Annotated in this window: 17 protein-coding genes; 8 read left to right on the forward strand and 9 right to left on the reverse strand. The window is 72.6% G+C overall.

Annotation, left to right across the window (positions count from 1 at the left end; translation table 11 throughout):
- Nucleotides 1–89 precede the first annotated feature (89 nt).
- Nucleotides 90–563: a M67 family metallopeptidase gene (locus ACYVG5_RS06020; protein WP_222045813.1), complete on the reverse strand. Its 474-nt coding sequence runs from the start codon at nucleotides 561–563 to the stop codon at nucleotides 90–92.
- A gap of 127 nt (nucleotides 564–690) precedes the next feature.
- On the opposite strand from ACYVG5_RS06020, the gene ACYVG5_RS06025 reads away from it, so the two are divergent.
- Nucleotides 691–1,047 (forward strand): hypothetical protein, encoded by a 357-nt coding sequence (locus tag ACYVG5_RS06025; protein ID WP_222045815.1) that lies wholly within the window; start codon nucleotides 691–693, stop codon nucleotides 1,045–1,047.
- On the opposite strand, the gene ACYVG5_RS06030 is transcribed toward ACYVG5_RS06025, so the two are convergent.
- Both ACYVG5_RS06030 and clpS read right to left on the reverse strand, forming a co-directional pair.
- Nucleotides 986–1,486, reverse strand: coding sequence for a DUF2017 family protein (locus ACYVG5_RS06030; RefSeq protein ID WP_222045817.1), 501 nt, complete (start codon nucleotides 1,484–1,486; stop codon nucleotides 986–988). The genes ACYVG5_RS06025 and ACYVG5_RS06030 overlap by 62 nt on opposite strands.
- Nucleotides 1,487–1,499: 13 nt before the next feature.
- Entirely contained in the window at nucleotides 1,500–1,796 is a 297-nt protein-coding gene (gene clpS, locus ACYVG5_RS06035; RefSeq protein ID WP_222045819.1) for an ATP-dependent Clp protease adapter ClpS, read from the reverse strand.
- Nucleotides 1,797–1,858: 62 nt separating this feature from the next.
- Here clpS and ACYVG5_RS06040 point away from each other — a divergent pair, with 62 nt between their 5' ends.
- Together ACYVG5_RS06040 and ACYVG5_RS06045 are read left to right on the forward strand one after the other, a co-directional pair.
- On the forward strand, nucleotides 1,859–3,163 hold the full coding sequence (locus tag ACYVG5_RS06040) for a nicotinate phosphoribosyltransferase (RefSeq protein ID WP_246629631.1): 1,305 nt from the start codon (nucleotides 1,859–1,861) through the stop codon (nucleotides 3,161–3,163).
- Between the two features lie 34 nt (nucleotides 3,164–3,197).
- Nucleotides 3,198–3,782 carry an isochorismatase family protein gene (locus ACYVG5_RS06045; protein WP_222045821.1) on the forward strand — a complete coding sequence of 195 codons (585 nt, stop codon included), beginning with the start codon at nucleotides 3,198–3,200 and terminating at the stop codon, nucleotides 3,780–3,782.
- Between the two features lie 137 nt (nucleotides 3,783–3,919).
- On the opposite strand, the gene serB is transcribed toward ACYVG5_RS06045, so the two are convergent.
- Nucleotides 3,920–5,191: a phosphoserine phosphatase SerB gene (serB, locus tag ACYVG5_RS06050; protein ID WP_222045824.1), complete on the reverse strand. Its 1,272-nt coding sequence runs from the start codon at nucleotides 5,189–5,191 to the stop codon at nucleotides 3,920–3,922.
- 166 nt (nucleotides 5,192–5,357) lie between these two features.
- Nucleotides 5,358–7,109, reverse strand: a complete 1,752-nt coding sequence (gene ctaD, locus ACYVG5_RS06055) for an aa3-type cytochrome oxidase subunit I (RefSeq protein WP_222045826.1) — start codon at nucleotides 7,107–7,109, stop codon at nucleotides 5,358–5,360.
- 227 nt (nucleotides 7,110–7,336) lie between these two features.
- On the opposite strand from ctaD, the gene ACYVG5_RS06060 reads away from it, so the two are divergent.
- Nucleotides 7,337–7,615: a GlsB/YeaQ/YmgE family stress response membrane protein gene (locus ACYVG5_RS06060; RefSeq protein ID WP_222045828.1), complete on the forward strand. Its 279-nt coding sequence runs from the start codon at nucleotides 7,337–7,339 to the stop codon at nucleotides 7,613–7,615.
- Between the two features lie 84 nt (nucleotides 7,616–7,699).
- Here the strand turns inward: ACYVG5_RS06060 and ACYVG5_RS06065 are convergent, their stop codons facing one another.
- A complete protein-coding gene (locus ACYVG5_RS06065; RefSeq protein ID WP_222045830.1) occupies nucleotides 7,700–8,548 on the reverse strand; it encodes a putative RNA methyltransferase in 849 nt (282 codons plus the stop codon).
- On the reverse strand, nucleotides 8,545–9,066 hold the full coding sequence (locus ACYVG5_RS06070; RefSeq protein WP_222045832.1) for a metallophosphoesterase family protein: 522 nt from the start codon (nucleotides 9,064–9,066) through the stop codon (nucleotides 8,545–8,547). The genes ACYVG5_RS06065 and ACYVG5_RS06070 overlap by 4 nt, the downstream gene beginning before the upstream one ends.
- Nucleotides 9,067–9,143: 77 nt before the next feature.
- Here ACYVG5_RS06070 and ACYVG5_RS06075 point away from each other — a divergent pair, with 77 nt between their 5' ends.
- Nucleotides 9,144–10,688, forward strand: a complete 1,545-nt coding sequence (locus ACYVG5_RS06075; RefSeq protein ID WP_222045834.1) for an MFS transporter — start codon at nucleotides 9,144–9,146, stop codon at nucleotides 10,686–10,688.
- Between the two features lie 105 nt (nucleotides 10,689–10,793).
- On the opposite strand, the gene ACYVG5_RS06080 is transcribed toward ACYVG5_RS06075, so the two are convergent.
- Together ACYVG5_RS06080 and ACYVG5_RS06085 are read right to left on the reverse strand one after the other, a co-directional pair.
- The gene (locus ACYVG5_RS06080) at nucleotides 10,794–11,711 is read right to left on the reverse strand and encodes a cation diffusion facilitator family transporter (RefSeq protein WP_222045836.1); all 918 of its coding nucleotides are present in this window, start codon (nucleotides 11,709–11,711) and stop codon (nucleotides 10,794–10,796) included.
- Between the two features lie 201 nt (nucleotides 11,712–11,912).
- Nucleotides 11,913–12,932 carry a M23 family metallopeptidase gene (locus ACYVG5_RS06085; protein ID WP_246629633.1) on the reverse strand — a complete coding sequence of 340 codons (1,020 nt, stop codon included), beginning with the start codon at nucleotides 12,930–12,932 and terminating at the stop codon, nucleotides 11,913–11,915.
- A gap of 305 nt (nucleotides 12,933–13,237) precedes the next feature.
- Here ACYVG5_RS06085 and ACYVG5_RS06090 point away from each other — a divergent pair, with 305 nt between their 5' ends.
- The 3 genes from ACYVG5_RS06090 to ACYVG5_RS06100 all read left to right on the forward strand — a co-directional run bounded on the left by ACYVG5_RS06090 (nucleotide 13,238) and on the right by ACYVG5_RS06100 (nucleotide 16,690).
- Nucleotides 13,238–14,419: a zinc-dependent alcohol dehydrogenase gene (locus tag ACYVG5_RS06090; RefSeq protein WP_222045839.1), complete on the forward strand. Its 1,182-nt coding sequence runs from the start codon at nucleotides 13,238–13,240 to the stop codon at nucleotides 14,417–14,419.
- 132 nt (nucleotides 14,420–14,551) lie between these two features.
- On the forward strand, nucleotides 14,552–15,760 hold the full coding sequence (locus tag ACYVG5_RS06095) for an MFS transporter (RefSeq protein WP_222045841.1): 1,209 nt from the start codon (nucleotides 14,552–14,554) through the stop codon (nucleotides 15,758–15,760).
- A gap of 39 nt (nucleotides 15,761–15,799) precedes the next feature.
- Nucleotides 15,800–16,690 carry an oxidoreductase gene (locus ACYVG5_RS06100; RefSeq protein ID WP_222045843.1) on the forward strand — a complete coding sequence of 297 codons (891 nt, stop codon included), beginning with the start codon at nucleotides 15,800–15,802 and terminating at the stop codon, nucleotides 16,688–16,690.
- Nucleotides 16,691–16,709: the final 19 nt, after the last annotated feature.

Consider the following 16,709-nt stretch of genomic DNA (forward strand, 5'->3'; position numbering starts at 1 on the left):
CGCGACCGACTTGTTCCCCTGGCCGCGGCGGCCCTCCTGCAGGGGCCCGCCGCGAGCTTGCGAGCGGTGGGGGGCAGGAGGGTCCTTCTTCAGTCGTAGACGACCGTCGTCGGCGAGTGACCGAACAGGTAGGACTCGACGACCTCGACGTCCTCCTCGCTCACCTCGCCCTCGACGATGCGGAAGCTGCGGAACTCGACGTCGTCGCCGGCCAGGCCGGTCTGCTCGCCGTGCTCGCGGGTGGACACCAGCACGTAGTGCGCCTCGGGCTCGGAGGCGTAGCTGATGTCGGTGCGCGACGGGTACGCCTCGGTCGCGGTGTGCGAGTGGTACACGATCACCGGGACCTCGTCGCGCGAGTCCATGTCGCGGTAGAGCTTCAGCAGGTCGGCGCTGTCGAACTCGTAGAACGTCGGCGACCGCGCCGCGTTGAGCATCGGGATGAAGCGCTCGGGCCGGTCACTGCCCTCGGGCCCGGCGACGACGCCGCACGCCTCGTCGGGGTGGTCCTGGCGGGCGTGGGCCACGATGGCGTCGTAGGTCGCGCGTTCGATGCGCAGCACGGGCACAGTCTAGGCGGTGGTTCCACCGGGCCACCCTCCTCCCCCGACCCGGTGCCACGACCCGCGGCACCGGGCGCGCCGGAACGGGGTGTGGCCCGCAGGTGTCGAGCCGATAGCGTCGCGTTCCGTGGTCCTCGAGGTGCTGATGGTCGTCGGTGTGGTGGTGCTCCCGTTGCCCGCTCTGGCGCTGGGCGCCGGAGGGCTGTTCCGGCGCAGCGGCCGGGCCAGCACGGACCTCCGGACCGACCGCATCGAACTGGCCCTGCTGGTGACCGGCCGGCTGCTCGCCCTGCTGCTCCTGCTGGCGCTGTCGGCGGTGACCCTGCTGGCCTGCGTGGGCGGGCTGGTGAAGGGGCTGAACGTGCCCAGCCTGGTCTACGTGTTCTTCATCGCCGACCTGCTGATCGCGGTGCTGGTGCTGCTCACCTTCGGGCGTCGCGACCCGCGGCGAGCGCGTCGACCAGCGACCCCTGCACAGCGGTGAGCCAGTAGTAGACGGTCAGCTGCGAGCCCTCGTCACCGGCGACGTCGATCTCGGGGGGCTCGGTCTCGGCCGTGATGCCCAGGCGGGTGCCCAGTGCCAGGCGCAGGTCGTTGGTGGTGCGCAGCCACGCGCGGGCCTGCTCGTCGTCCAGCCGGATCTCGCCGCCCTGCGGCGGGACGGTGGCCCGGACCAGGGCCAGGTCGTCGGCCTTGCCCTCGCGCAGCGCGGAGACCGTCAGCTCCCGGTACTCGGCGGCCAGCTCGGGGTCGCTCGCGTGGCCGGGCGGCAGCAGCCGCTCCACGACCGGGTCTCCCCCGGCGTCGTCGGGGTCGGCCGTGAGCAGCTGCTCGAGCTGGTCGAGCAGGAGGCCGACGATGCTGGCCTCGGCGTCGACGATGCGGGCGACGACCTGATCGCCCTTCCGGCGGAAGGGCTTCACGCGATCTCCTCGCTCATGAGTCGCGCTGGAAGGTCGCCCACAGGCCGTAGGCGTGCAGCCGGTTGGTGTCGTGCTCCATGCGTTCGCGCGGGCCGGAGCTCACGATCGCCTTCCCCTCGTTGTGGACCTGCAGCATCAGCGTCGTCGCGGTCGGCTCGTCGTAGCCGAAGAGCTCCTGCAGCACGAAGGTCACGTAGGTCATCAGGTTGACCGGGTCGTCCCACACCAGGGTGACCCAGGGGCGGTCGATCTCCGACTGCTCCCCCGTCGTGGTGTCTGGGGTGCGCTCGGGCGCGAGAGGTCCGGCCACCTGATCACTGTAAGCCGACCACCACGGGCGCTCCACGCAGCGGCCACCTATCGTGCTGGTCCATGCCGCAGAGCCCCCCGCTGCCGACGTTCAGCCCAGCGCTCCTCACCGACCGCTACGAGCTGACCATGCTGGCCGCGGCGCTGGCCGACGGGACCGCCGGGCGCGACACGGTGTTCGAGGTGTTCGCCCGCCGGCTGCCGCACGGCCGCCGGTACGGCGTGCTCGCCGGCACCGGCCGCTTCCTCGACGCGCTGGCCGAGTTCCGGTTCGGGGAGGCCGACCTGGACGCCATCCGGGCCCAGGGCATCGAGGACGAGCGGCTGCTCGACCACCTCGCCGGGTTCCGCTTCACCGGCGACATCGAGGGCTACGCCGAGGGCGACTTCTACTTCCCCGGCTCGCCGGTGCTCACCGTGCGGGCACCCTTCGGCCAGGCGGTGCTGCTGGAGACGCTGGCGTTGTCGGTGCTCAACCACGACAGCGCCATCGCTTCGGCCGGAGCCCGCATGGTCGGGGCCGCGTGCGGGCGCCCGTGCATCGAGATGGGCTCCCGACGCACCCACGAGGAGGCGGCGGTGGCAGCCGCGCGGGCAGCCGCCCTGGTCGGCTTCACCGCGACGTCGAACCTGGCCGCCGGCGCCCGCTACGGCATTCCCACGACCGGGACGAGCGCGCACGCGTTCACCCTGCTGCACGACGACGAGGCGGCGGCGTTCCGCGCCCAGCTCGCCACGCTGGGCGTGGACACCACGCTGCTCGTCGACACCTACGACACCGAGCAGGGCATCCGGACCGCGATCGAGGTGGCCGGGCCGAAGCTCGGCTCGGTGCGCCTGGACTCCGGTGACCTGACCGTGCAGGCGACCCGCGCCCGCGAGCTGCTGGACTCGCTGGGCGCCTTCGGCACCAAGGTGATCGTCACCAGCGACCTCGACGAGTACGCCATCGCGGGGCTGGCCGCGGCCCCCGTCGACGGCTACGGCGTGGGCACCTCCCTGGTCACCGGCTCGGGTGCGCCGACGGTCGGGATGGTCTACAAGCTGGTCGAGCGCGACGGCGTGCCGGTGGCCAAGAACTCCGAGGGGAAGCGGTCGGTGGGCGGGCGGAAGTCCGCCGTCCGGCGGCACGACGCCGAGGGGACGGCGACCGCCGAGGTGGTCAGCAGCGGCCCGGTGGAGCCTCGCGCTGGCGACCGCGAGTTGCTGGTGCCCCTGGTTCGCGACGGCGAGCTGGTCGGCCGCCGGCCACCGGCCGAGGCGCTGCGGGCCGCGCAGCAGCTGCACCGGCGGGTGCGCGGGACGCTGCCGGCGGAGGCGTGGTCGCTGTCCCGCGGCGAGCCGGTGCTGGAGACCTGCACGGCATGAGCACCCCGCGCCGGGCGCCGGGCAGGATGGGCGCATGAGCCGAGCGCTGATCGTGGTCGACGTGCAGAACGACTTCTGCGAGGGGGGCAGCCTGGCCGTGGCCGGTGGCGCCGCGGTGGCCCGGGCGATCAGCGCGCACACCGCGGCGGGCGGGTACGCCCACGTCGTCGCCACCCGCGACCACCACATCGACCCGGGAGCCCACTTCTCCGACTGCCCCGATTTCCTCGAGTCCTGGCCCGCGCACTGCGTGGTCGGCACCGGCGGCGTCGACCTGCACCCCGACCTGGACCGCGGGCCGATCGAGGCGGTGTTCGACAAGGGCGAGCACGCGGCCGCCTACTCCGGTTTCGAGGGGAGCTGCGCGGGCGTGGGGCTGACCGACTGGCTGCGGACCCACGACGTGGACGCCGTCGACGTGGTCGGCATCGCCACCGACCACTGCGTGCGCGCCACCGCCCTGGACGCCGTCGGCGCCGGGTTCAGCACCCGGGTCCTGCTCCACCTGACCGCCGGCGTCGCCGAGGCCTCCACCGAGGCCGCGCTCGAGCAGCTCCGCACCGCCGGCGTGGAGCTGGAGGGGGAAGTAGGGCAGGCCCAGCCGATGACCACGGGCTGACCTGCGGACCCAGCCACGGTTCCGCGGCGTCAGCCGCTCCGGTCCGACGACCGGGGCCGGAGGCCTCGTCGAGGAGGACCGGGCAACGGCTCAGCGAGAGCCGGGGACGGCTCCTGGCAGCGGTGTGACCCGAAGGGTCACGATGCATAGAGCACCTCATCGCGGGTGAAGCCGAGCACCTGCAGGACGGCGTCCAGGTAGGGCTGGTTGAGCGCGGCGTCGGCCTGCTCGCGGACCACCGGCTTGGCGTTGAACGCGATCCCCAGGCCGGCGGCGTTGAGCATGTCCAGGTCGTTCGCGCCGTCACCGACGGCGACGGTCTGCTCGAGCGGGATGCCGTACTGCGCGGCGAAACGGGCCAGTGCCCGGGCCTTGCCGGCCCGGTCGACCACCTCGCCGACCAGTCCCCCGGTCAACTTCCCGTCGGCGACCTCGAGGGTGTTGGCGGCGGCGAAGTCCAGCCCGAGGGTGGCGGCCAGCGGGTCGGTGATCTGGCTGAATCCGCCGCTGACGATCCCGCAGCGGAACCCGAGCCGCTGCAGCGTGCGGATCAGGGTGCGCGCACCCGGGGTGAGCACCAGGTGCTCGCGCACCTCGTCCAGCACGCCCACCGGCAGCCCGGCCAGTGCGGCCACCCGGGCGCGCAGCGACTCCTCGAAGTCCAGCTCTCCGTTCATGGCCGCGGCGGTAATCCGGGCGACCTCGGCCGCCCGGCCGGCCCGCGCGGCCAGCTCGTCGATCACCTCACCGCGGACCAGGGTGGAATCGACGTCGAGCACGATGAGCCGCTTGCTGCGGCGGGCCAGGCCGACCTGCTCCACGGCCACGTCGGTGCCCGTCTCGGCGGCCACCGTGGCCAGCGCCGTGCGGAGCTCGGTGGAGCAGGCCCCGGACACGGTCAGCTCGAAGCTGGTGACGGGGTAGTCCGACAGCCGGCGGATCGCGTCGATGTTGCCGCCGACGGTTGCGATGGCCCGGGCGGCACCGGCGACGGCGGTGGGCGGCACCGGCCGACCGAGCACGATGACGTGGTGCGGGCGCCCCGCCCGCTCCCGGCGCCCGGCCCGGGCGTCGGACGTCTCCACGGTCACCTGCATGCCGGTGGCCGTGGAGACCTCACCGGCCAGCACGCTCAGGCGCTCCAGCAGTGTCCCGGTCCCGACCGGGGCACCGCCGTCGGCAGCGGCGGTCTCCCGGACGACGACGCCCAGCGCCAGCTGCCCGTGCACCACGACCTGCTCCACGTCGACGACCTCGACCGGGGTGGGCGTCGTGCCCTGCAGCGCGGTGAACAACGCCGCGGTAACCCCCGGCCGGTCGGCCCCGGTGACGGTGATCAGGAAGGACGGCGCGGCCTGGTCCGGGGGCGAGCCGGACGGCGCGGTCAGGGCGGGGGCACGGTCGGTCACCCCGCCATCGTGCCGGACACCGGACGGCTGCCCGCAGCCGCCCGGGATGCCGAACGCCCCGCCGGCCGGATGGCGGGCGGGGCATTCGGGTGAGCGATCGCCTCCTGGGGCCCCGTCTAGAGGCTCGCCCCGGCCCTGCGAGGGGCGCGGAGGACGGGGCCCTTCCTCAGGTGAAGTCCTTGTCGTTGGGGCCCTGGCGGTGCCCACCGGTGAGCCCGGTCTCGCTGGCGTAGGGCTCGTGGCCCTTGCCGGCGTGCGCCTCCATCTGCAGCCGCTCCGTGAGGTGCGGGTAGTGCAGTTCGAACGCGGGACGCTCGGACCGGATCCGCGGGATCTCGATGAAGTTGTGCCGCGGCGGCGGAGACGACGTCGCCCACTCCAGGGAGTTGCCGTGGCCCCACGGGTCGTCGCGCAGGGCGAGCCGGCCGTGCTTCCAGGACTTCACCACGTTGTAGACGAACGGGATCGTCGAGGCGCCGAGGACGAAGGACCCGATGGTCGAGATGGTGTGCATGGTGGTGAACCCGTCGGACGGCAGGTAGTCGGCGTACCGGCGCGGCATGCCCTCGTTGCCCAGCCAGTGCTGGATGAGGAAGGTGCCGTGGAAGCCGATGAAGGTCAGCCAGAAGTGCAGCTTGCCCAGTCGCTCGTCCATCATCCGGCCGCACATCTTCGGGAACCAGAAGTAGATGCCGGCGAAGGCCGAGAACGCCACGGTGCCGAAGACGACGTAGTGGAAGTGCGCGACGACGAAGTAGCTGTCGTTGAGGTGCCAGTCCAACGGCGGGGAGGCCAGCAGCACGCCGGTCAGCCCACCGAGCAGGAAGGTGATGAGGAAACCCATCGCGAACAGCATGGGGGCCTCGAACGTGATCTGGCCCCGCCACATGGTGCCGATCCAGTTGAAGAACTTGATCCCCGTGGGCACCGCGATCAGGTACGTCATGAAACTGAAGAACGGCAGCAGCACTGCACCGGTGGCGAACATGTGGTGCGCCCACACCGCCAGCGAGAGGGCGGTGATGGCGATCAGCGCGAAGACCATGCCCTTGTAGCCGAACAGCGGCTTGCGGCTGAAGACCGGGATGATCTCGCTGATGATGCCGAAGAACGGCAACGCGATGATGTAGACCTCTGGATGGCCGAAGAACCAGAAGAGGTGCTGCCAGAGCATCGGGCCGCCGTTGGCCGCCGAGTAGACCTGCGCGCCGAGGTGCCGGTCGGCGAGCAACGCCATCAGGGCCGCGGTGAGGATCGGGAAGGCCAGCAGGATCAGGATGCTGGTGGTGAGCGCCGCCCAGGTGAACAGCGACATCCGGAACATGGTCAGGCCGGGTGCGCGCAGACAGACGATCGTGGCGATGAAGTTGACGCCACCCAGGATCGTGCCCAGCCCGCTGACCGCGAGGCCGGCGATCCATAGGTCACCACCGGCGCCCGGGCTGTGCGCCCCGGTCGACAGCGGGGTGTAGGCGTACCAGCCGAAGTCGGCCGCACCGCCCGGGGTGAGGAACCCGGAGACCGCGAGCGCCGACCCGAAGAAGAACAACCAGTAGGAGAAAGCATTCAATCGCGGGAACGCCACGTCCGGCGCGCCCAGCTGCAGCGGCATGATCAGGTTCGCGAACGCGAAGAACAACGGCGTCGCGAAGAAGAGCAGCATGACCGTGCCGTGCATGGTCACGAGCTGGTTGTACTGCTCGGGCGACAGGAACTGCAGGCCCGGCTGACCCAGCTCACCACGCATCAGCAGCGCCATCAGGCCACCCACGAAGAACCAGACGAACGATGTCGTCAGGTACATCATGCCGATGGTCTTGTGGTCGGTGGTGCGCAGCAGACCCAGGAGCCGCGACCCCTTCTCGGCCTCGTGCGCCGGGCTGGGCCGGCTCACGATCGGGGCGGGTGCGATCGTCACGCTCGGAGCTTAGACGGTGCGCCCAGCGCACGTGCGACGGGCGACGGGCGTGGCCCGTCGTGGCGCGTCGGTGCAGGTCACGGACAAGTCACGAGGGTCACCCGAGCGGGTGGTTCAGCGAGTCCGACCGGTTCCGGAAGTTTGGCCAAGATCGGGACCGGGAACTGATGATCTTGCGCTGGAGGTTCCAGCACGCGGCGGTGCGCCGCCATGCTTAGGAGGCTCACATGGACGTTCTCTGGAACATCATCGTGCTGCTCGTGATCGGTGGCATCGCCGGCTTGATCGCCCGCGCCATCATCCCGGGCAAGCAGGATCTCGGGATCGGTATGACCATCGCGCTCGGCATCGTCGGGTCCGTGGTCGGCAATCTGCTGGGCAGCCTGATCTTCGAGCCCCACCGCTTCGAGCTCGGCACCTCCGGGATCATCGGCTCCATCATCGGCGCGATCGTCGTGCTGGGCATCTACGTGATGGCGACGAACCGGAAGCACGTCACACGCTGACCCGAGCAGTCCAGCTCCATCCCCACGAGGGCCCGGCCGACCAGGCCGGGCCCTCTGGCGTTCCGGGCCCTCGGCTGCCCGGGGTCAGCCGGGAGCGTGCGTGGTGACGTCCACCGCCACCGTCACCCGCACGGGCTCGGCCAGTCGGCCGACCGCCGCGGACAGCTCGGCGGGCGTGCGGTGCCGGGCGTGCGGCCCCATCCCCACCAGGGTGCGGACCGCGGCCCGGTCCAGCAGCAGCTCCTCGCGGTGTGCCGCCGCGGCCACCGGGCGCAGATGCGGCCCGAGCGACGCGGCCAGCCGATCGGCCTTGGTCGGGTCGACGGAGAGCAGCCCCAGCGGGCCGACCAGCTCGGCGAGGTGATCCGCGGCTGGGGTGACGACGACCAGCCGCCCGTCGGGGCGCAGCACCCGGGCGGTCTCGGCACCGTTGCGCGGCGCGAAGACGACCAGCACCCGGTCCAGGCTCGCACTGCGCACCGGCCACCGGGCCCAGGTGTCGGCGACCACCGAGATGGCCCGCGGATGGGCCCGGGCAGCGCGCCGGGCCGCGTAGCGCGACACGTCCAGGACGACGCCCACCGCGCCCCGGGCCCGGTCCAGCACCCCCGCCAGGTGCGCCCCGGTCCCGCCGCCGGCGTCCAGGACGGTGCCCGGCTCGCCCGGCGCCAGGACGGCACCGGCCAGCGCGGCGGTCAGGCCGGCGTAGTGACCCGCGGCGAGGAAGTCCGCGCGGTCGGCGACCATCTCGGCCGAGTCGCCCGGGTGCACGCTGCTGCCCGAGGCCAGCAACGTCACGTGCCCCTGCCGCGACCGGTCAAAGGCGTGCCGCTGCGGGCAGGCCACCCCGGAGTCCGTCCCCGACAGTGGCTGCTCGCAGACCGGGCAGGCCAGCAGCGCGACGGCCGCGGGCACCAGCGGAGGGCGGCTCATCGCCGGCCGCCCGCGCGGACGGGGAGCGCGTGCAGCACGAGGTCGGTCAACCGGCCCTCGTCGACCGTCGCGGTCAGGTACGTGCCGTTCGGCTGCCGGCGGCGGTCGGTCGGCGAGCCGGGGTTGAGCAGCCGCAGCCCGGAGTCGGCGACGGTGTCCCAGGGGATGTGGCTGTGGCCGAACACGAGCACGTCGACGTCCGGGAACCGCTCGGCGCAGCGCCGTTCGCGGCCCTGCGCGCCCCCGGTCTCGTGGACGACGGCGAAGCGGAGGCCCTCGAGCTCCACGCGCGCGACCTCGGGCAGCCGCTCGCGGAGGGCCGCGTGGTCGTTGTTGCCGTACACCGCGACGAGGCGGCGCGACCGCTGCCCGAGCTCGTCCAGCAGCGCGACGTCCACCCAGTCGCCGGCGTGCACGACGACGTCCGCGGACTCGATCGCGACCCACAGGGCATGGGGAAGATCACGGGCGCGCCGGGGGACGTGGGTGTCTGAGATGAACACCACGGAAACCGGCACGACTGCATCGTCGCAGGCCACTACCTTCGCCTCTTGGCCGACAACTCGGCCGAGCCGAACGACGATCGAGGACATCCGTGAGCGACACCGCCCCGAACGCCACCGCCTCGGGGGTCTTCCCCGACGCCGAGCCCTATCCGAGACGGTGGCTGGCCCTCGCCGTCATCGCCGTGACCGTCCTGATGGTCATCCTCGACGCGACGATCGTGAACATCGCCCTGCCGGCGGTGACCGCCGACCTCGGGGTCAGTGCGGCCAACCAGCAGTGGATCGTCACCGCCTACACCCTGACCTTCGGCGGCTTCCTGCTCCTCGGCGGCCGGATCGCCGACTTCTGGGGGCGCAAGCGCACCTATCTGGTCGGCGCGGCCGGCTTCGCGGTCGCCTCCGCCCTCGGCGGTCTGGCCACCAACGAGGTGATGCTCTTCGGTGCCCGCGCGCTGCAGGGCGTGTTCGGCGCCCTGCTGGCCCCGGCCTCCCTCGCCCTGCTGACCGTGCTGTTCACCGACGCCAGGGAGCGGGCCAAGGCGTTCGCCGTCTACGGCGCCATCGCCGGTGGCGGGTCCGCGGTCGGGCTGCTGCTGGGTGGGGTGCTCACCGAGTACGCCGACTGGCGCTGGTGCTTCTGGGTCAACGTGCCGGTCGCCATCGTCGCCATCGTCGCCGCCATCCCGGTCGTCCCGGAGAGCAAGGCCCCGGGCGAGACCAGCTACGACATCCCCGGCGCCGTGCTGGTGACCCTCGGCCTGGCCTCGCTGGTCTACGGCTTCACCCGCGTCGCGGAGGCCTCGCAGGAGAACGCGGTCACCGGATCGACCGACAGCGCCTGGACGAACGGCCCGGCCCTGACCTTCATCGTCGTCGGCCTGCTGCTGATCGCCGCGTTCGTCGTCGTGGAGCTGCGGGTGCGCAATCCGCTGCTGCCGATGCGACTGGTCCTCGACCGCAACCGCGGTGGGGCGTACCTGACCTCCACGCTGGTCGGCGCCGGCCTGATCGGGGCGTTCTTCTTCCTGAGCCTGTACTTCCAGCAGGTCCTCGGGTACGAGCCGGTCGTCGCCGGGTTCGCCTCGCTGCCTGTCACGCTCGGCGTGCTGATCGCCGCCGGCGCCGCCAGCGCCCTGGTGCTGAAGACCGGGCCCAGGCCGCTGATGGTGCTCGGTGGGCTCCTGGCCGCGGCCGGCCTGTTCGTGCTGTCCTTCCTGACCGTCGACAGCTCCTTCTGGGCACTGCCCTTCCCGGGCCAGCTCCTGCTGGGCCTCGGGCTGGGCTTCACGTTCGTGCCGTTGTCCAACCTGGCGCTCATCGGCGCCGGGGAGCACGACGCCGGTGCCGCGAGCGCGATGCTCAACGCCACCCAGCAGGTCGGCGCCTCGATCGGGACGGCGCTGCTGGCCACCATCTCGGTCGGTGCGGTCACGTCCGCCCTGGCCGACCGCGTCGCCGCCGGCGGCGACCCCCGGGACCCCGCGCTCGGCCTCGCCGCGCAGGTGGACGGGTACACCACCGCCTTCACCTGGGCCGCGGGCCTGCTGGTGGCGGGCGCGCTCGTCTCCGCGGCGCTGATCAAGGCGACCAAGGACGACCTGCCTGCCGAGGGCGCGATGGTGCACGCCGCCTGACAGAAGGACCCCGTTCCCCCACGCTTCGCAAGCTCAGCGCGGTCAGGTCCCGCTGCAGGGTCCCGCCACGAGCTTGCGAGTGGTGGGGGGCAGCGGGGTCCTTCTTCATTCGTGGACCGGCGACTCGTGGTCGGAGTGCCCGGCGGACTCGAGCTGGAAGGTGCAGTGCTCGACGTCGAAGTGGTCACCCAGGCAGACGCAGAGGGCGTCCAGCACCCGGCCACCGTGCCCGTCGGCCAGGACGCCGTCGTTGACCACCACGTGCGCCGACAGCACCGGCAGCCCGGAGGTGATGGTCCAGGCGTGCAGGTCGTGCACGTCCAGCACGCCGTCCACCGACAGGACGTGCGCGCGCACCTGCGCCAGGTCCACCCCGCGGGGCGCGGCCTCCAGGAGCACGTCGAGCGCCTCGCGCAGCAGCGACCAGGCGCGGGGCAGCACGAGCACGCCGATGGCCAGCGAGGCGACGACGTCGGCCCCGGTCCAGCCGGTGGTCGCGATCAGCACGCCGGCGACGATGACCGCCACCGAGCCCAGCGCGTCGCCCAGCACCTCCAGGTAGGCGCCGCGGGTGTTCAGCGATTCCGCCTGACCGGCGTGCAGGACGGCCAGGGACACGAGGTTGGCGACCAGGCCGACACCGGCGACGGAGAGCATCCAGCCGGAGTGGATGTCCGGCGGGTTCCCGATGCGCCGGACGGCCTCGACGACGACGTAGGCGCCGACGCCGAGCAGCAGGAGGCCGTTGAGCCCCGCGGCGAGGACCTCGATGCGCTGCCAGCCGAACGTCCGGCGGCCGGCGGCGGGGCGCTGCGCGAGGGTGACCGCCCCGAGGGCCAGGCCGATACCCAGGGCATCGGTCGCCATGTGCCCGGCGTCGGCCAGCAGAGCGAGCGACCCGGAGATCAGCGCGCCGACCACCTCGAGGACGAAGACGCTTCCGGTCAGGGCCAGGACGAACGCGAGCCGACGGCGGTGCGCCGCGGAGGCGGTGCCGTGCCCGGAGGCGTGGTCGTGCCCCATTCCGGTCCTCCCCCGCCTCGGCGCTCCCACATGCACCATGCCGCATGTCACGGCTCCGCGCCAGGATCACCAACCCGCGGGCCTGCCCGGCCCCCTCGCAGGGGCCCGCCGCGAGCTCGCGAGCGGTGGGGTCAGGCCCTGCTGCAGGGCCCCGCGCTGAGCCTGCGAAGCGTGGGGGGCAGCAGGGTCCTTCGACCTTCTTCAGATGTGGACGCCGTGCTCCCGCAGCCAACCCACGGGGTCGATCTTGGTGCCGTCCATGCCGCCCACGTGCACCTCGAAGTGCAGGTGCGGACCGGTCGACTGGCCCCGGTTGCCCAGCAGCGCGATCGTGTCGCCGGCCCGGACGACCTGCCCCTCGGCGACCAGGATCGAATCCATGTGGCCGTAGACGGTCACGTCGCCGTTCTGGTGCTGGATGTACACCGCCAGGCCGTACCCGCTGGCGGCACCGGCCTTGATGACGACGCCGTCCATCGCGGCGTACTCGGGCGTGTGCATCGGCGCGGCCAGGTCGATGCCGGCGTGCAGGGTGCCCCAGCGGGCACCGAAGCCGCTGGTCAGCCGGGCGCCCGCGACGGGCAGCACGACCTTGGGGCGGGCGGCCTCGGCGGCCGCGGCGGCGGCCGCGTCGATCGCCGCCTGCTCGGCGGCGGCCTGGGTCTGGGCGGCCGCCACCTTCGCGTCCTCCCGCTGGGCCCGACTGGCCACCATCTCCTGCAGCCGACCGGCCGCCTCGTCCTCCGACAGCGCCGAGGCCTGGGCACGCAGCAGGCCGAGCTCCTCGGCGACGCTGGTGGCCTCGGTGGTGGCCGGCGCCGCGGCGTGGGCGGTGACCCCTCCGGAGGTGAGCAGGCCGCCCAGGCTCACCGCACCGAGCAGTGCGGCCGTGGCAACCACCGACGGACGGCGGCGGCGGCTCCACCAGCGGCCGGCGGCCATCTCGGTGACCACCTGCTCGGGCGACCCGTCGACGTCCGCGGCGGACCCGTCCCCGGCCGGCTCCGCCGGGTGTGCAGCCGGCAGCTCGATCGCGGCCAGTTCCAGCCCCACGAGCTCGGGGGCGAGCGGGGCGGTGGGCGTGCCGGAGATCAGGACGCCGCGCGACCGGGCCGTCGCCCGGAGCTCCTCCGATGGCCAGACGGCGAGGCCGCCGGCCGGGTGGCCGTCGGCGAGCGCCGATCGGCTGTCGAGGAGCCGGGCGAGGCGTTGCGGGTCCATACACCTGTCTTTCGTCCGTACGTGGCATGACGCGCCCGACTCCGGCGTGCCGGATCGGGCGGGGCCCATGTAAACACGTCGTGACCGGTTCGTGATGTGACGTCGGGGGTATGCACACGCGGTCAAGTGATCAGCGCCACAACAGGAACTGCCAACCGTCGACCGTCCGTGACGTCATGTGTGCGCCGAGCTGATGAGTCGAACGCCTCATCACGGGTACGAGCAGGCGTGCACGCGCCGGGTGACGTTCTGCTGGCCTGACCAGCGGAGACCGCCGGGTGCCCCTCAGACGACAGGAGCGACGCATGCGCGCAGTGACGTGGCACGGCCGGGACGACGTCCAGGTGGACACCGTCCCCGATCCGACCATCCAGGACCCCACCGACGTCGTGGTGGAGATCACCACGACCGGCATCTGCGGGTCCGACCTGCACCTGATCGACGTCATGGCCCCGTTCATGACGGTCGGCGACATCATGGGCCACGAGCCGATGGGGGTCGTCCGCGAGGTCGGCCCCGAGGTGACGGCGGTGCAGCCGGGCGACCGCGTCGTCGTCCCGTTCAACATCTCCTGCGGCACCTGCTTCATGTGCGGGCAGGGGCTGCAGAGCCAGTGCGAGACGACCCAGAACCGCGAGCAGGGCTACGGCGCCTCGCTGTTCGGGTACACCAAGCTCTACGGGCAGGTGCCCGGCGGGCAGGCCGAGTACCTGCGGGTCCCCTTCGGCAACACGCTGCCGATCAAGGTGCCCGACGGCCCGCCGGACGACCGGTTCATCTACCTCTCCGACGTCGTGGCCACCGCCTGGCAGGCGGTGCAGTACGCCGCGGTGCCGCCGGGCGGCTCGGTGCTGGTGCTCGGCCTGGGCCCGATCGGCGACATGTCCACCCGGGTGGCCAAGCACCTGGGCGCCGGCCAGGTGCTCGCCTGCGACATCGTCCCCGAGCGGCTGGCCCGGGCGCGGGCCAACGGCATCGACGTGCTCGACTCCACCACCCAGGCCGACGTGGTCGCCTGGGTGCGGGACAAGACCGACGGCCGCGGGCCGGACGCCGTCATCGACGCCGTGGGCATGGAGGCGCACGGTTCACCGGGTGCAAAGTTCGCCCAGAAGGCCAGCGCGATCGTTCCCGACGCGATCATGGAGAAGGTCATGCAGGTCGCCGGGGTGGACCGTCTGGCGGCGCTCAACACCGCGATCGCGGCGGTGCGGCGGGGCGGCACCATCTCGCTGTCCGGCGTCTACGGCGGAGCGTCCGACCCGATGCCGCTGATGACGATGTTCGACAAGCAGATCCAGCTGCGGATGGGGCAGGCCAACGTCTGGCGCTGGGTGCCCGACATCCTGCCGCTGCTCACCGATGCCGACCCGCTCGGCGTCGACACCTTCGCCACCCACCACGTGCCGCTGGAGCAGGCTCCGGAGGCCTACGAGACCTTCCGGCAGAAGCAGGACGGCGCGGTGAAGGTGCTGCTCAAGCCGTAGTCGGGCGCCGGGCACGGGTGACGTGACCAGTCTCATGACCGCGGTCGGGCTGGTTCACGGCACCCGTGCTCTTGGCTACGGGTGGACAGTGCGGTCCGCCTCCTCGTTCCCTGCTGTCCGGAGTCCTCCCCCGTGCCTCGCGCGTTGCTCGCTCTCGCCATCGGTGCCTTCGGCATCGGAACCACCGAGTTCGTCGTGCTGGGCATGCTGCCCGAGATCGCCGAGGGCCTGGACGTCTCGGTCTCCGCGGTCGGGCTGCTCATCTCCGCCTACGCGATCGGCGTGGTCGTCGGCGCCCCCACCCTCACCGCGCTGGGGGTGCGCTTCACCCCGCGCCAGACCCTGATCGGCCTGATGGTGGTGTTCGTCGTCGGCAACACGCTGTCGGCGTTCGCCCCCGGCTACACGACCCTCGTCATCGCCCGGGTGCTCACCGCACTGGCGCACGGCGCGTTCTTCGGCGTGGGCGCCGTGGCCGCCCGCCGGCTGGTCGCCCGGGACAAGGGCACCCAGGCCATCTCGCTCATGATCACCGGCCTGACGCTGGCCAACGTCGTCGGCGTCCCGCTGGGCACCTTCGTCGCGCAGCAGCTCAGCTGGCGGCTGGTGTTCGGCGCGGTGGCGCTGATCGGCGTGGTCACCATCGCCGGGCTGATCGCGTGGTTGCCGCCGGCGGCCGGCGAACCGACCGATCTGGCCAGCGAGCTGGGCGCCTTCCGGCGGCGGCAGGTCTGGCTGGTGCTGGGGCTGACCGCGATCGGCTTCTCGGCGATGTTCGCCGTCTACAGCTACATCAGCCCGATCCTCACCGAGCTCGGCGGCATCCCCGAGCAGTGGGTGACGCCGGTGCTCGCGCTGTTCGGTATCGGCACCACCATCGGCACCCTGGCCGGCGGGCGGCTGGGTGACCGGTACGGCTTCTCCTTCGTCACCGTCGGCATGGGCGTCCAGGCGGTGCTGCTGGCCGCGTTCGCGCTGCTGGCCCGCACCCCGGTCGCCGCCGTCGTCCTGCTGGTGCTGTTCGGCATGGTCGGCTTCGCCATCGGGCCGGTGGTGCAGAGCCGGGTGATCGACGCGGCCAAGGTGCCCGGCGGCAGCCTGGTCGCCGCGGCGAACCAGGCCGCGTTCAACGTGGCCAACGCGCTGGGCGCGGCGCTCGGTGCCGCGGTGCTCTCGGCGGGACTGGGCTACACCGCCCCGATCTGGGTGGGCGGCGTGCTCGCGCTGGCGGGTGCGGGCATCGCCGCCCTGGCCGTGCTCGGCGAGCGCCGGGAGACCGCGGCGGCCACGGCCGACGTCGCCGCCTGGCAGCGGACGATGACGCCGGTCGAAACACCCTGACCGTGTGCGCCGGGGGCCCCGGCGGGGTAACCAGCCGTCATGACGACGACGGCGGAGACGTCCGGACAGTTCACCCTCGGCGACCGCGCCGTGCACCGGATCGGGTACGGCGCCATGCAGCTCGCCGGTCCGCACGTGATGGGCCCGCCCCGCGACCGTGCGGCCGCGGTCGCGGTGCTGCGCCGGGCCGTGGAGCTGGGCGTCGACCACGTCGACACCAGCGACTACTACGGGCCGCACGTGACCAACGAGATCATCCGCGAGGCGCTGCATCCCTACCCGGCGCACCTCACCATCGTGACCAAGATCGGCGCCCGGCGGACCGCGGCGGGCGAGTGGCCCGAGGCGCTGAGCGCGGCGGAGCTCCGCCAGGCCGTGCACGACAACCTCGACCACCTCGGCGTCGACGCGCTCGACGTGGTGAACCTGCGGATGCCCGGGTTCGCCGAGCCGGTGCAGCGCTCGCTCGCCGAGCCGTTCGAGGCGCTGGCCGCGCTGCGGCAGGAGGGCCTGGTGAAGCACCTGGGCGTCAGCAACGTGACACCGCAGATGCTGGCCGAGGCCCGCTCGATCGCCCCGGTGGTGTGCGTGCAGAACCACTACAACCTGGTGCACCGGGCCGACGACCCGTTGGTCGACGCGCTGGCCCGCGAGGGCGTCGCCTACGTGCCGTTCTTCCCGCTCGGCGGGTTCAGCCCGCTGCAGTCCGCGGCGCTGGAGACGGTGGCCCGGCGCCTGGAGACCACGCCGATGCAGGTGGCGCTGGCCTGGCTGCTGGCCCGCTCCCCCAACCTGCTGCTCATCCCGGGCACCTCGTCGGTGGCGCACCTGGAGCAGAACCTCGAGGCAGCCGCCCGGGTGCTCGGGCCGGTCGAACTGGCGGAGCTGGACCGGATCGGCGGCACCGGGGAGCCCGACGTCGACCTCTGAAGAAGTACCCCCTTGCCCC

The organism is Modestobacter lapidis, from assembly GCF_054780755.1.